General features: G+C 70.1%; 12 protein-coding genes. 5 read left to right on the plus strand and 7 right to left on the minus strand.

The genetic code is table 11. The annotated features are described in order from the left end of the window. Nucleotides 1–119: 119 nt before the first annotated feature. From MOX02_RS05210 to MOX02_RS05225, 4 genes are all read left to right on the plus strand, one after another. The gene (locus MOX02_RS05210) at nucleotides 120–1,166 is read left to right on the plus strand and encodes an HD domain-containing phosphohydrolase (RefSeq protein WP_147024744.1); all 1,047 of its coding nucleotides are present in this window, start codon (nucleotides 120–122) and stop codon (nucleotides 1,164–1,166) included. Nucleotides 1,167–1,422: 256 nt separating this feature from the next. Continuing rightward, nucleotides 1,423–2,736: a Tad domain-containing protein gene (locus MOX02_RS05215; RefSeq protein ID WP_373866719.1), complete on the plus strand. Its 1,314-nt coding sequence runs from the start codon at nucleotides 1,423–1,425 to the stop codon at nucleotides 2,734–2,736. Between the two features lie 9 nt (nucleotides 2,737–2,745). After that, complete coding sequence (locus MOX02_RS05220; RefSeq protein ID WP_147024745.1) at nucleotides 2,746–3,333, plus strand: TadE/TadG family type IV pilus assembly protein; 588 nt, start codon at nucleotides 2,746–2,748, stop codon at nucleotides 3,331–3,333. Nucleotides 3,334–3,446: 113 nt separating this feature from the next. After that, a complete protein-coding gene (locus MOX02_RS05225) occupies nucleotides 3,447–4,319 on the plus strand; it encodes an alpha/beta fold hydrolase (protein ID WP_147024746.1) in 873 nt (290 codons plus the stop codon). Nucleotides 4,320–4,325: 6 nt separating this feature from the next. Here the strand turns inward: MOX02_RS05225 and MOX02_RS05230 are convergent, their stop codons facing one another. From MOX02_RS05230 to MOX02_RS05255, 6 genes are all read right to left on the minus strand, one after another. Further along, on the minus strand, nucleotides 4,326–4,625 hold the full coding sequence (locus MOX02_RS05230) for a hypothetical protein (RefSeq protein WP_147024747.1): 300 nt from the start codon (nucleotides 4,623–4,625) through the stop codon (nucleotides 4,326–4,328). Between the two features lie 94 nt (nucleotides 4,626–4,719). Continuing rightward, nucleotides 4,720–5,160 carry a cytochrome o ubiquinol oxidase subunit IV gene (gene cyoD / locus MOX02_RS05235; protein ID WP_147024748.1) on the minus strand — a complete coding sequence of 147 codons (441 nt, stop codon included), beginning with the start codon at nucleotides 5,158–5,160 and terminating at the stop codon, nucleotides 4,720–4,722. Next, complete coding sequence (gene cyoC / locus MOX02_RS05240; RefSeq protein WP_147024749.1) at nucleotides 5,157–5,783, minus strand: cytochrome o ubiquinol oxidase subunit III; 627 nt, start codon at nucleotides 5,781–5,783, stop codon at nucleotides 5,157–5,159. The genes cyoD and cyoC overlap by 4 nt, the downstream gene beginning before the upstream one ends. A gap of 4 nt (nucleotides 5,784–5,787) precedes the next feature. Further along, entirely contained in the window at nucleotides 5,788–7,791 is a 2,004-nt protein-coding gene (gene cyoB, locus MOX02_RS05245; RefSeq protein ID WP_147024750.1) for a cytochrome o ubiquinol oxidase subunit I, read from the minus strand. Between the two features lie 17 nt (nucleotides 7,792–7,808). Continuing rightward, nucleotides 7,809–8,939 (minus strand): ubiquinol oxidase subunit II, encoded by a 1,131-nt coding sequence (gene cyoA, locus MOX02_RS05250; protein ID WP_147024787.1) that lies wholly within the window; start codon nucleotides 8,937–8,939, stop codon nucleotides 7,809–7,811. Between the two features lie 188 nt (nucleotides 8,940–9,127). Further along, nucleotides 9,128–10,471 (minus strand): MFS transporter, encoded by a 1,344-nt coding sequence (locus tag MOX02_RS05255; protein ID WP_147024751.1) that lies wholly within the window; start codon nucleotides 10,469–10,471, stop codon nucleotides 9,128–9,130. Nucleotides 10,472–11,024: 553 nt separating this feature from the next. Here MOX02_RS05255 and MOX02_RS05260 point away from each other — a divergent pair. Then, a complete protein-coding gene (locus MOX02_RS05260) occupies nucleotides 11,025–12,617 on the plus strand; it encodes an ABC-F family ATP-binding cassette domain-containing protein (protein WP_147024752.1) in 1,593 nt (530 codons plus the stop codon). Between the two features lie 55 nt (nucleotides 12,618–12,672). Here the strand turns inward: MOX02_RS05260 and MOX02_RS05265 are convergent, their stop codons facing one another. Continuing rightward, nucleotides 12,673–13,425 (minus strand): GntR family transcriptional regulator, encoded by a 753-nt coding sequence (locus MOX02_RS05265; protein WP_147024753.1) that lies wholly within the window; start codon nucleotides 13,423–13,425, stop codon nucleotides 12,673–12,675. Nucleotides 13,426–13,470: the final 45 nt, after the last annotated feature.

Genomic DNA, 13,470 nt, shown 5'->3' on the forward strand with positions numbered 1-13,470 from the left:
TCACAGGCGCGAGGAAGCAAGATGAGGCCGCGAATGCTTGCTCGAACGATTTGGCAACTCTTTTCGCCGTAGGACTGTGTCGGGTAGGGAGGCGACCGGGCTCGGGCAGGGGATTTTCGATGCGTGTGGTCGTCCTCGACGACGCAGAACTGAACAACCTCCTGATGATGGAGGCCCTGCGCCCTATTCTAGGTTGCGAGGCGCGGGATTTCACGCGCCCGGCCGAGGCGCTGGCCTACGCCCAGGCGCACGCGGACGATCTCGGCGCCATCCTCACCGACTACGACATGCCCGGCATGAACGGCGTCGCCTTCATCACGGCGATCCGCTCGGTGCCGGCGCTGGCCACCGTGCCGATCGTGATGGTGACGAGCATCGAGGAGCGGCGCCTGCGCCGCGAGGCCCTGGAGGCCGGGGCCACCGACTTCCTGAACAAGCCCTGCGACCCGATCGAGATCCGCGCCCGCGTCGCCAACCTCCTGGCGCTGAGCCGGGCCTACCGGCAGCAGCGGGACCACGCCGCCCTCCTGGAGCGCGAGGTCGCGGCCGCCGTCGCGACCGTGGAGGCGCGCGAGCGCGAGATCATCACCCTGCTGATGCGGGCGGCCGAGCACCGCGACACCGACACCGGCAACCACATCGCCCGCGTCGCGGCCTTCGTGGACCTGACCGCGCAGGCCCTGGGCTTCACGGCCGAGGAGTGCCGCCAGATCAGCCTCGCCTCGACGATGCACGACGTCGGCAAGATCGCCGTGCCGGATGCCATCCTGCTCAAGCCCGGCCCCCTGACCGGGGAGGAGCGCGCCGTGATGGAGCGCCACGCCGAGCGCGGCCAGCGCATCCTGGAGAGCAGCACCTCGCCGATCGTCCGGCTCGCCGCCGAGATCGCGGGCACCCACCACGAGCGCTGGGACGGCAGCGGATACCCGAGCGGCATCAAGGGCGAGGCGATCCCGCTCTCGGGCCGGATCGTCGCGGTAGCCGATGTCTTCGACGCTCTCACGACCGAGCGCCCCTACAAGGCCGCCTGGACGCCGGAGAAAGCCCGCGTCTTCCTCCTCGACAATGCAGGCACCCATTTCGACCCGCGAGTCGTTGCGGCATTCCTGAGCCGCTGGCCAGATATCGTCGCGCAGGTTGCGTCTGCAACGAGCAAAGCGGCCTGATCTTGCACCTTTTAGTAAGTATACGTGTGATGTCCGGTGCAGTGATCCTTAACCCGCGCGCCCGTATCGTCGGGGAGATGGTGCAGGATACTGGTTCGGCGACCGATCGATCATGATGCCGCGCGGCAGGACACAGGGACGGCACGGCTGGAGAGGTGCGGCAGGGCGCGCGCTCGGTGCCGGCGCGCGATTCCGGAGCGAGAGCCGGGGCGCCGTGGCCGTCATCTTCGGCCTGAGCGCCACGGTCCTGCTCGGCATGGCGGGGGGTGCCGCCGACTACGCCCGCCTCGTCCAGCGCCGCGGCCAGCTGCAGGCGGCGGTCGATGCCGGGGCGCTCGCCGGCGGCAACGCGCTGAAGCTCGCCGCGTCGAGCCGCGCCAGCATCGTCGGCCTGACCGAGCAGGTCATCCGCGACGCGGCCAAGGCGCCGGCGGACCAGTCGCTCAGGCTGACCGTCACGGTCCCGGACGACAAGACCAGCGTCTACGCCCGCGCCGAGCAGACGATCCGGCTCACCTTCGGCTCCCTCGTCGGCCTCGGCACGACGCAGGTCTCCGCCCAGGCCCGCGCCAACGTCGTCGGGCGGATGCGCCTCTGCATGCTGGCGCTCGACCCGTCCGCCCCCGGCGCGTTCCTGCTCGAGAAGAACGCGGCGGTGACGGCCTCGGGCTGCTCGCTCTACTCCAACTCGAAGAGCGCCAACGGCATGGTCGGGAAGGATTCGGCCATGGCGCGGGCCGAGACCATCTGCTCGGCCGGAGGCTTCAACGGCGCGCGGGCGAACTTCGCGCCGTCTCCGCAGACCGACTGCCCGGTGATCGAGGATCCCCTGAAGGACAGGGCGCCCCCTCCGGTCGGCGATTGCGCCACGCTTCCCGCCTCGGCCGCCAAGAACGGCAAGCCCAAGGCCAACGAGAACAGGGTCGAGACGACGCTGACCCTGGAGCCCGGCACCTATTGCGGCGGCCTGAAGATCACCGGCTCGGCCGTCGTGACGCTCAGGGCCGGCGTCTACGTGATGAAGGACGGGCCGCTGATCGTCGAGCAGAACGCCTCGCTCTCGGGCACCGACGTGTCGTTCTACTTCACGGGCAACAAGGGCGGCCTCCTGTTCGACAAGAAGACCACCGTCAGCCTCACGGCGCCGACCACCGGCGTCATGGCGGGCCTCCTGATGACCGAGGATCGCGCGGTCTCCGCCCCGGTCGATCCCGTGGTCGACGTGGTCAACGGCGTGGTCGGCGCCCTGACGGCGCCGCTTCTCGGGCAGCCGGACGCGCTCACGTTGACGCCGCCGCCGCTCGGCCAGACGAAGCCGATGCGGACCTACCGGATCATCAGCGACAACACGCGCACGATGCTGGGCACGATCTACCTCCCGGCCGGCCGCCTCGTGATCGACGCGAAGAAGCCCGTCGCGGACCAGTCGGCCTACACCGTCATCGTCGCGCAGCAGGTCAATCTCTACGAGGGCCCGAACCTCTACCTCAACGCCAATTACGACCTGACCAGCGTTCCCGTGCCGAAGGGCGTCGGCCCGCTCTCGGGCAAGCTGATGCTGACGCAGTAGGCCGCCGGAATGCGAAGCCGCCTTCCCCCTCTCGCCCGAGCAGCGCGCGCCGTCGCGCGGCGGTCGCGGCTGGCGCGGGATTGCCGGGGTGCCACGGCCGTCGAGTTCGCCCTCGTGGCGCTGCCCTTCCTCTCGCTCCTCTGCGTCATCGTCGAGGCGGGTTTCGTGTTCCTCTCGCAGCAGACGCTGGACATCGCGGTCGACCGCGCCTCGCGCCTGCTGCGCACGGGGGAGTTCCAGCAGAACGCGGACGGCACGGAGCCCACGGGCCGGTTGCGCCGGCTCATGTGCGGCAACCGGATCGTGTTCTTCCGCTGCGACGACGTGCGCCTCGACGTGACCCGCGCCGACCGCTTCAGCGCGAGCCAGGTCCCGCCGGCCTTCGACAGCACGCGGAAGGACTTCGTCGTCAGCTTCGGGACGCGCTTCGACTGCCCGGAGGGCAACGACGTCGTCGCGGTGCGCGCGGCGGTGCCGGTGCTGCGCCCCTTCAGCTTCCTGACGATCGACGGGCAGGCGATGTCGGGGGGGCGCCAGTTGCTGACCTCGACGTCGATCTTCCGCACCGAGCCCTATCAGGCGCGCTCCTGCTCCTGAGGCGCCTCGCGCCTCGCGCCTCGGCCGGGCAGGGGCCGCGGACCGCGCCGGCCCGGCGTTTCCCCCGGCGAGGCCCGGCATGCGAGGATCGGACGATTCGGGAGGATCGTGCGATGCACCCTGTCGCCTACCGGACCGTCAGCGTCGGCGGTCTCTCGGTCTTCTACCGGGAGGCGGGCCCGCGCGACGCGCCGACACTGCTGCTCCTGCACGGCTTCCCCTCCTCCTCGCGCATGTACGAGCCGCTGCTCGCGCGGATGGCGGCCTCGCACCGCCTCGTCGCGCCCGACTACATCGGGTTCGGCCACAGCGACGCGCCCGAACCCGCCGCCTTCGCCTACACGTTCGACCATCTGGCCGAGATCGTCGACGGCTTCACCGCCGCGCTCGGGCTCGACCGCTACAGCCTCTACCTGCAGGATTACGGCGGGCCGGTGGGCTTCCGGCTCGCACTCGCCCACCCGGAGCGCGTCGCGGCGATCATCGTCCAGAACGCCGTCGCCCACGAGGAGGGTCTCGGCCCGCTCTGGGACAGGAGGCGCGCCTTCTGGGCCGACCGGGCGGCCCACGAGGCGGCCCTGCGCGAGAACTTCCTGTCGCTCGCGGCGACCCGGCAGCGGCACCTGGGGCACGACCCGGACCCGGGCGCCTACGATCCCGACCTCTGGACGGACGAGTTCGCCTTTCTGAGCCGCCCCGGCCAGGACGACATCCAGACCGACCTCTTCTACGATTACCGAACGAACGTCGCGCGCTACCCGGACTGGCAGGCCTGGCTGCGCCGCCACCGGCCGCCACTCCTCGTCCTCTGGGGACGCTACGACCCCTCCTTCCAGACCGCCGCGGCCGACGCCTACCGGCGCGACGTGCCGGACGCGGAGGTCCACATCCTCGACGCCGGCCACTTCGCCCTGGACACGCGGGCGGACGCGATCGCGCGGCTTGCCGGGGAATTCCTGGACCGGCGGGCCGGCCGGGGAGAGTGAGGCGGGCTACGGGCTCGCGCGCGGGGCCGGCGCGGGCTCGCAGCGGTAGGCCCGCCGGTCTTCCGCCGTCACGAGCGCGACGCGCCCGCCCGACGCCCTGCAATGCGCGCCGATGCGCTGGAGGGCCCAGTGTTCCGCCAGGGCGAGGCTCAGGGGCATGCACGTCAGCGCGATCAGGAACCACGCCGTCAGGCCGACGATCCACCAGTTGACCCGCGGCAGGTCGGGGCGCCCCGGGCCCGGCCATTCCCGCGGCAGCGGGGCGAGGAAGGCGAGGGTTAGACCGAGGCTCTGCGCCAGACCCATCGACGGCCTCATGACGGAATGCGTTGCGCGACGACTCGTAGGGCGGCACCTGTCGGATCGGGATCGGTTCTCGTGGGGCCGGGCTCGTGCCCCGTCAGGGTCTCTGCAAGGCTTCGTGGGGCGACATCGGCATCATGTTCTGGTCCATGTGGTACATGACCCAGATCGAGCCGACGAGCGTGATCACGACGAGCGTCAGGGTGAAGACGAGGGCCAGGAAGGTCCAGCCGCCCTCGGACTTCGTGTTCATGTGCAGGAAGTAGATCATGTGCACGACGATCTGCACCGCCGCCAGGCCCATGATGACGATGCTGGTCAGGAACGTGTCCTTGAGGACATCGGCCATCACCAGCCAGAACGGGATCGCCGTCAGGACGACCGACAGCACGAAGCCGGTCATGTAGCTCCGGAACGAGCCGTGCGCCCCGCGCTGGTGGTGCGCGCCGTGCCCTTGACCGTGCCCTTGAGCGTGCCCTTGCCCCGCCCCGTCGTCCTGCGTCTTCCGGACGAGGCCGGCCCCTGTCACCGCGCTCATCGCATCGATCCCATCAGGTAGACGAAGGTGAAGACGCCGATCCAGACCACGTCGAGGAAGTGCCAGAACATCGACAGGCACATCAGCCGGCGCTGGTTCTCGATGACGAGGCCGCGCTGGCGCACCTGCACCATCAGGACGACGAGCCAGATGGTGCCGAAGGTGACGTGCAGGCCGTGCGTGCCGACGAGGGCGAAGAAGGCGGAGAGGAAGCCGCTGCGCTGGGGCGTGGCGCCCTCGTGGATCAGGTGGGCGAACTCGTAGAGCTCGATGCCGAGGAAGCCGAGCCCGAACAGCCCGGTCACCGCGAGCCACATCAGGGTGGTGTCGACGCGGTCCTTCTCCATCTCCAGCATGGCGAAGCCGTAGGTGATGGAGGAGAGGAGCAGGAGGCCGGTGTTGACCGCCACGAGCCGCAGGTCGAACAGGTCGGCCCCCGACGGGCCGGCCGCGTAGTTGCGGCCGAGCACGCCGTAGGTGGCGAACAGGATCGCGAAGATGAGGCAGTCGCTCATCAGGTAGAGCCAGAACCCGATCAGCGTGCCCCCGTCGCCGTGGGCATGCGCCTCAAGCTCGTAGAAGACCGGGGCCGTGGCGCCGGGCGGGGCGGTCACCTCATGCATCGGATCAGGCCCCCGCCACGAGCTGTGTCGTTCTCTGGCCTTCGAGGCGAACGACGTCCTCGGCCGGGATGTAGTAGTCCCGGTTGTAGTTGAAGGTGTGGATGATGGCCGCCGCGATCAGCCCCACGAAGGACAGGGCGGCCAGCCACCAGATGTACCAGACCATCGCGAAGCCGAGCACGGTGCTGAGCCCGGCGAGGACCACGCCCGCGCCGGTGTTCCGCGGCATGTGGATCGGCTGGAAGCCGTCGAGCGGCCGGTCGTGGCCGCGCCGCTTCATGTCCCACCACGCGTCGATCTCGTGGATCACGGGCGTGAAGGCGAAGTTGTAGGGCGGCGGCGGCGAGGAGGTGGACCATTCCAGCGTCCGCCCGCCCCAGGGATCGCCCGTCAGGTCGCGCAGCTGCTCGCGCCTGACGTAGCTGACGACGAGCTGGATCACGAAGGCCGCGATCCCCGCCATGATGATGAAGGCGCCGATCGCCGCCACCGTCAGGTAGGGCTGCAGCGACACGTCCTCGAAGTGCTGGGTGCGCCGGGTCACGCCCATCAGGCCGAGGGCGTAGATCGGCGTGAACACGACCCAGAAGCCGACGAGCCAGCACCAGAACGAGACCTTCCCCCAGAACGGGTCGAGCTTGTAGCCGAACGCCTTCGGGTACCAGTAATTGACCCCCGCCAGCAGGCCGAACACCACGCCGCCGATGATGACGTTGTGGAAGTGCGCCACGAGGAAGAGGCTGTTGTGCAGGACGAAGTCGGCGGGCGGCACCGCGAGCAGGACGCCGGTCAACCCGCCGAGCACGAAGGTCGGGATGAAGCCCAGCACCCAGATCATGGGCGTCTCGAGCCGGATGCGCCCGCGGTACATCGTGAACAGCCAGTTGAACACCTTGGCCCCGGTCGGGATCGAGATGATCATCGTCGTGATGCCGAAGAAGGCGTTCACGTTGGCGCCCGCGCCCATCGTGAAGAAGTGGTGCAGCCAGACGAGCCAGGACAGGAGCGCGATGACGGCCGTGGCGTAGACCATCGAGGTGTAGCCGAACAGGCGCTTGCCGCAGAACGTGGACACGACCTCCGAGTAGATGCCGAAGGCGGGCAGGACGAGGACGTAGACCTCCGGATGACCCCAGATCCAGATGAGGTTCATGTACAGCATCGAGTTGCCGCCGAAGTCGTTCGTGAAGAAGTGCGTCCCCACGTAACGGTCGAGCGTCAGCATCGCCAGGGTGGCGGTCAGGACCGGGAAGATGGTGATGATGAGCGCGTTGCTGCACAGCGTCGTCCAGCAGAAGATCGGCATCTTCATCAGGCTCATGCCCGGCGCGCGCATCTTGATGATGGTCGCGATGAGGTTGATGCCCGACAGCGTGGTCCCCACGCCCGCCACCTGCAGGCCCCAGATGTAGTAGTCCACGCCGACGCCGGGACTGTAGGCCGCTCCCGACAGGGGCGGGTAGGCGAGCCAGCCCGTGCGGGCGAACTCGCCCACGAACAGGGACACCATGGTGAGGGCGGCGCCGCCCGCCGTCATCCAGAAGCTGAAGTTGTTGAGGAACGGGAAGGCGACGTCGCGGGCGCCGATCTGCAGCGGCATGATGTAGTTCATCATGCCGGTCACGAACGGCATCGCCATGAAGAAGATCATGATCGTGCCGTGCGCGGTGAAGATCTGGTCGTAGTGGTGGGGCGGCAGGTAGCCCTCCGAGGCGCCGACGGAGAGCGCCTTCTGCGTGATCATCATGATCGCGTCGGCGAAACCCCGCAGCAGCATCACGATGGCCAGCACCACGTACATGATGCCGATCTTCTTGTGGTCGACGCTCGTGAACCATTCCCGCCAGAGGTAGCCCCACTGCCCGTACCAGGTGACCGCGCCCACCAGCGCCAGGCCGCCGAGGGCGACCATGGCGAAGGTCACGAGCAGGATGGGCTCGTGGTAGGGGATGGCTTCGAGCGTCAGCCGTCCGAAGATGAGCTTCTGAAGGTCCAGGTTCGAGAACATGGGCGTGCTCGCTCGGATCAGTGCCGGTGAGGTGCGGTCGGCGCGTTGTTGAGCTGGGCGGGCGCCGGCGCCCGGTCGGCCCCCGGCACGGCGTTGCCCTGGCCCTGGTCGGGCGTGGTCTTCGGCTCGTTGATGCCGCCGCTGCTCTTGTCCTGGTCGCGGGGCATCATGCCCTCGGGCTGCTCGCTGCTGCGCGGCGCGCGCCCCGAGGCCGGGAAGGTGGCGCCCGGCGCCTCGTGGCCGGACCAGGCGCGGCGGTTGTCGTAGTCGAGCCGCTCCCGGTTGGCCTCGCTCTCCTTGCCGGCGCCGCCCGACTTGTCGATGTGGTGCATCTCGCCGACGCACATCGCGTTCGGCGCGACGCACATGCCCAGGATGGCGGCGTAGAGGCCGTCCTCGACCGTGCCGAAATACTGAACCGGCACCGCTTCGCTCGGCTTCTCCAGCGCCTGGTAGGCGTCGCGGTCGAGCGGCGTGGCGGACGCCTTCGCCTTGGCCACCCACGCGTCGAAGCCCTCGCGGGACAGGCTCCGGAACCCGAACGTCATGCGGGAGAAGCCCGAGCCGCTGTAATGCGCCGACTGGCCCCGGAACTCGCCCTCGTGGTTCATGACGGCGTGGAGCGGCGTCTGCATGCCCGGCATGGCGTAGATCATGCCCGCGAGCGCCGGGACGTAGAACGTGTTCCAGACGGACGAGGAGGTGATCTTGAAGGTGATCGGCACGTTCGCCGGCGCCGCCATCTCGTTCAGGCTGGCGATGCCGTGCTCGGGGTAGATGAACAGCCACTTCCAATCGAGCGCGACGACCTCCACGGTCAGGGGCTTCACCTCGGGCGGCACGGGCTTGTTGGGGGCGAGCCGCGTGAGCGGCTTGAAGGGGTCGAGCGTGTGCGTGCTGACCCAGGTCATGGCGCCGAGCGCGAGGATGATGAGCAGCGGCACCGTCCAGATCACGACCTCGAGCTGGGTCGAGTGGTGCCAGTCGGGATCGTAGGTCGCTTCCGTGTTCGAGGCCCGGTAGCGCCACGCGAACAGGAAGGTGAGCACGATCACCGGCAGGATCACGAGCAGCATCAGCGCGGTCGACGCGATGATGAGGTTGCGCTGCTGCACCGCGACGTCGCCCGCCGGGTTCATCACGATCATGTTGCAGCCGCCGAGCAGCGTCAGGGCCGCGAGCGCCGTCGAGCCGCCGAGAATCCTGTTCGTCCAGCGTCCTCGGGAGCGGCGGGGGACAGGCGTTTCGGCGGCCACGGCGGTCACTCCAGGGTCCCTCGCCGCCGCGGGCGGCGGGACGGGCGCGAGGGGGAGGGGAGCCGGCACGTCCGCACGGGTCAGACCTGCCGGACTTCCGAGCGCGAGATGCTGAGCGTCAGCAGCGTGGTGACCGCTCCCGACAGGAGATAGAGGCCGACGCAGGCGAGCCCGTACTGGGCCGAGAGGTAGAGGACGATCAGCGGCGCGAAGCCCGCGCCGAGGAGCCATGCGAGATCGTTGGTGAGCGCGGCGCCGGTGTAGCGGTAGCGCTGCTCCAGGCGGGACGTCACCGCGCCGGAGGACTGCCCGTAGGACAGGCCGAGCAGCGCGAAGCCGGCATTCACGTAGATCGTCTGGCCGATCGCGTTCTCCTCGAAGAGGAGGGGCGCGATGATGCTGCCGAGGGCGAAGACCGCGATCAGGCCGGCCGAGATCAGGAGCAGCATGCGCCGCCCGATCTGGTCGGCGATCAGGCCCGAGGCGAGGATGGCGCCCGCACAGATGAAGGCGCCCGAGCACTGCACCATCAGGAACTCGCCCGCCGAGCGGTGCGTGAACAGCGTGATCCAGCTGATCGGGAACACGGTGACGAGGTGGAACAGCGCGAAGCTCGCCAGGGGGATGAGCGCGCCGACGAGGAGATCGCGCGCGTGGTCCCGGATCAGCGGGAGGATCGGCGAGGGCTCGAGCCGCCTGAGTTCGAGGAGCCGCGCGAACTCGTCCGTCGCCACGAGGCGCAGCCGGGCGAACAGGGCCACGACGTTGATGGCGAAGGCGCAGAAGAACGGGTAGCGCCAGCCCCAGTCGAGGAAGTCGGCCTCCGGCAGGTTGAGCAGGAAGAACGAGAACAGGGTGCCGGCCACGATGAAGCCGAACGGCGCGCCGAGTTGCGGCAGGGCGGCGTAGAAGCCGCGCCGCTCGATCGGCGCGTTGAGCGCGAGCAGCGAGGCGAGCCCGTCCCAGGCGCCCCCGAGGGCGAGGCCCTGGCCGATCCGCAGGATGCCGAGGAGGTACAGGGACCAGGCGCCGATCTGCGCGTATCCGGGCAGGAACGAGATCGCCATGGTGGAGAAGCCGAGCAGGAACAGCGCGACGGTGAGCTTGACGCCGCGGCCGTGGCGGCGGTCCACGGCCGTGAAGATGACCGAGCCGACCGGCCGGGCGACGAAGGCCAGCGCGAAGATGGCGAAGGAGTAGAGCGTCGCCGTCACGGGATCGGCGAAGGGGAAGAACACCCTCGGGAAGACCACCACGGAGGCGATGGCGAAGACGAAGAAGTCGAAGTATTCCGCCGCCCGGCCGATGATGACGCCGATCGCGATCTCGCTCGGCGCGACCTTGTGATCCGTGGACGCCAGGCGGGCGTCGCGCTCGAGCGGCGTGGAGGACGGAGTGGGCCCTTGAACCTGATCCATCGCCATTCGGGTGGACACCTCGAGCGAGAACAGTCGGCGACGCCGATGAGAGGCCATCTCCCCGACCGAAGCAAGCAGGAAAATCGCCCCGTCCGAAGGGTGCGGCGACAGCGGACGGCCACGCTCGCGCGCCGCCGCGGCGCGGCGTTGCTCCGGATCCCGGCGCTGCCGGGATGATCGGAATCGAGATCCGCTCGCCGATCCTCGGAACGGCAACAAGTCTCGGGCAAGTCGCGTCTCGAGCAGATCCCGGCCCTGTGTTGCGGATGCACGGGACGGGTTCGCATCACCCCCGCCGCGGCTACCGGGCCGCGCGGCACCGGAGCGGACGGGCCTCGAAATCTTCCAACGGTCCGCCGCCCCGGCGCGCGCCGGTCCTCGTCGCCGTCTCCGGAAGCCCGCAGCGGCCGTTCCCTGCGGCGACGCCCGCGCCAGGGTCGACCGTCTTGCGCCCTGCCGGCAATCCGTCTAGCAGGCAGCGTCCAACCGGAGTGCGCCCGCGCCATGTGATTCCTGCCCGAACCCGCTTCTCTGCCAAGCTTGTTTCGGGATCAGATCCATGTCCGCGTTCATCACGCTCTCCCGCCTGTCCTGGGCAACACCGGACGGCCGACCGCTCTTCTCCGACATCGATCTCGCCCTCGGCCCCGAGCGCACTGGGCTCGTTGGGCGCAACGGTGTCGGGAAATCCACGCTCCTGCGCCTGATCGCGGGCGATCTCCAGCCGGGCAGCGGCTCGGTCTCGGTGCGCGGCCGCCTGGGCGTGATGCGCCAGACCGTCCGCGCGGACGCGTCCGAGCACGTCGCCGACCTGTTCGGCGCCCGGGACGGTCTCGCCCTCCTGCGGCGCGCCGGGCTGGGCGAGGCGAGCGCCGCCGAACTGGCCCAGGCTGACTGGACGCTGGAAACGCGGATCGAGGCCGCGCTCGCCGGCCTCGGTCTCGGGATCCCATCCGACACGCCGCTTTCCGGACTGTCGGGCGGGCAGCGCACCCGCGCCGCGCTCGCCGCTCTGGTCTTCGCCCGGCCGGACTTCCTGCTCCTCGACGAGCCCACGAACGACCTCGACCGGGAGGGACGGGACGCGGTCGCGGCGCTGCTGGCCGGTTGGCGCGGCGGTGCGCTCGTCGTCAGCCACGATCGCGCGCTCCTCGAAGCGATGGAAGCGATCGTGGAACTCACCGCGGCGGGCGTCGGCCGCTACGGCGGAGGCTGGAGCGCCTACCGGGCGCGGAGGGAGCTGGATCTCGCGGCCGCCGAGCACGACCTCGTCCATGCGGAGAAGGAGGTTGCCGCGGCCGCCCGCGCGGCACAGCAGGCGGCCGAGCGGAAGGCCCGCAAGGACAGCGCCGGCGCGCGCGAGGCCGCCCGAGGCGACGCGCCCCGCATTCTGCTCGGTGCCCGCAGGAACCGCAGCGAGGCGACCGGCGGCGTCCAGGCCCGCCTCGCCGAGCGCCGACGGACCGAGGCCGGCACCGCCGCCGCGGCCGCCCGCGAGCGCATCGAGGCGCTGCGGCAGCTTCGGGTGGCGCTGGCGCCAACGCGCTTGGCGGCGAACCGGCGGGTCGTGACCGCGACCCGGGTCACGGCGGGTTACGCTTCCGACGCGCCCGTGCTGCGCGACCTGTCGCTGGAGATCGTCGGGCCGGAGCGCGTGGCGGTCGTCGGGCCGAACGGCGCGGGCAAGTCGACGCTGCTGCGCCTTCTCACAGGGGCGCTGCGCCCCTCCGCGGGCGAAGTCGGCCTGCACGTCCCGTTCGCGCTGCTGGACCAGCGGGTGAGCCTGCTCGATCCTGGCGCGACGATCCGGGACAATTTCCGTCGACTCAACCCGGGCGAGGACGAGAACGCCTGCCGGGCCGCGCTCGCCCGGTTCCAGTTCCGGACGGACGCCGCGCTGCAGCCGGTCCGGTGCCTGAGCGGGGGCCAGATGCTGCGCGCCGGCCTCGCCTGCGTGCTCGGCGGCCGGACCCCGCCATCCCTGCTGATGCTGGACGAGCCGACGAACCATCTCGACATCGACTCGATCGAGGCCGTCGAGGGCGGGCTCGCCGCCTACGACGGCGCGCTCCTCGTTGTCAGTCACGACGAGCGCTTCCTCGAAGCTATCGGTATCGAGCGGCACCTCGCGCTGGCCGAGGCGCGGGGCTGAGAGAACCTCACGGCGGCATCTCGCGGACCCGCCTCCCGCAGTCGGACCGCGGATCTCAGGTGTCGAGCGTCCTGCGGGCGAAGCTCTCGATGTAGTCGATCAGCCGGTCCGAGGCGGCCCCGGCCGCCTGCGCGTCGCGCTTGGCGACGGCCTCGCACACGTCGGCGTGCAGGTTCGCGGTCAGGGGCAGGTCCGCGGCCTGCTTGTAGTGCTGGTACCAGAAGCGGCGCGACAGGCCGGCCATGTTGGCGAGCGAGCGCACGGCGAACTCGTTGCGCGAGGCCGCCGCGATCAGTCCGTTGAACTGGTTGTCCAGGCGCATGAACGCGAGGTCGTCCGAGGCCGCGGCCGCCTCGCGCATGTCCTGGGCGAGGCCGGCGAAGACGTCGCGCTCCTCCTGCGTCGCCCGCTCGGCGGCGAGCCGCGCGATCAGCCGCTCCAGCACGCGCCGCGTCTCGAGCAGGCGCAGCTGGGTGCGGACGTTGATCTCCGAGACGAGGATGCCGCGCCGCGGCATCACCACGACGAGCCCGTCGCGGGCGAGGCGCTGCAGGGCCTCGCGGATCGGCGTGCGCCCGATGCCGAGGCGCTGAACGAGATTCTGCTCGCCGAGCACCATCCCGGGCGGCAGGACGAGCGTCGTGATCAGTTCCTCGAGCTGCTGGTACGCCTTCTCGGTGAGGGTGAGGTCCGGCAGGTCGTCCTGACCGGATGACGGGTCCTGCGCCTCCCGACCGGCCTTGCGGGCTCGCTTGCGCCCACGCTCCGGAGCCGAAACGCCCGCGGTCTTTCCGGTCACGAAGTTCATCGTCAGCCCACACCGTGCCTGCCGGCACCTGGATACCATGCCGAG

The organism is Methylobacterium oxalidis (assembly GCF_007992195.1).
Classification (GTDB): domain Bacteria; phylum Pseudomonadota; class Alphaproteobacteria; order Rhizobiales; family Beijerinckiaceae; genus Methylobacterium; species Methylobacterium oxalidis.

Bases quoted from the DNA above. Each gene is read 5' to 3' on its own strand.
- cyoB (WP_147024750.1), bottom strand. From the start codon at position 7,791: ATGTTCTCGAACCTGGACCTTCAGAAGCTCATCTTCGGACGGCTGACG.
- MOX02_RS05225 (WP_147024746.1), top strand. From the start codon at position 3,447: ATGCACCCTGTCGCCTACCGGACCGTCAGCGTCGGCGGTCTCTCGGTC.
- MOX02_RS05265 (WP_147024753.1), bottom strand. From the start codon at position 13,425: ATGAACTTCGTGACCGGAAAGACCGCGGGCGTTTCGGCTCCGGAGCGT.
- MOX02_RS05260 (WP_147024752.1), top strand. From the start codon at position 11,025: ATGTCCGCGTTCATCACGCTCTCCCGCCTGTCCTGGGCAACACCGGAC.
- MOX02_RS05210 (WP_147024744.1), top strand. From the start codon at position 120: ATGCGTGTGGTCGTCCTCGACGACGCAGAACTGAACAACCTCCTGATG.
- MOX02_RS05220 (WP_147024745.1), top strand. From the start codon at position 2,746: ATGCGAAGCCGCCTTCCCCCTCTCGCCCGAGCAGCGCGCGCCGTCGCG.
- cyoD (WP_147024748.1), bottom strand. From the start codon at position 5,160: ATGAGCGCGGTGACAGGGGCCGGCCTCGTCCGGAAGACGCAGGACGAC.
- cyoC (WP_147024749.1), bottom strand. From the start codon at position 5,783: ATGCATGAGGTGACCGCCCCGCCCGGCGCCACGGCCCCGGTCTTCTAC.
- MOX02_RS05230 (WP_147024747.1), bottom strand. From the start codon at position 4,625: ATGGGTCTGGCGCAGAGCCTCGGTCTAACCCTCGCCTTCCTCGCCCCG.
- MOX02_RS05215 (WP_373866719.1), top strand. From the start codon at position 1,423: ATGGCGGGGGGTGCCGCCGACTACGCCCGCCTCGTCCAGCGCCGCGGC.
- cyoA (WP_147024787.1), bottom strand. From the start codon at position 8,939: ATGATCGTGATGAACCCGGCGGGCGACGTCGCGGTGCAGCAGCGCAAC.
- MOX02_RS05255 (WP_147024751.1), bottom strand. From the start codon at position 10,471: ATGGCGATGGATCAGGTTCAAGGGCCCACTCCGTCCTCCACGCCGCTC.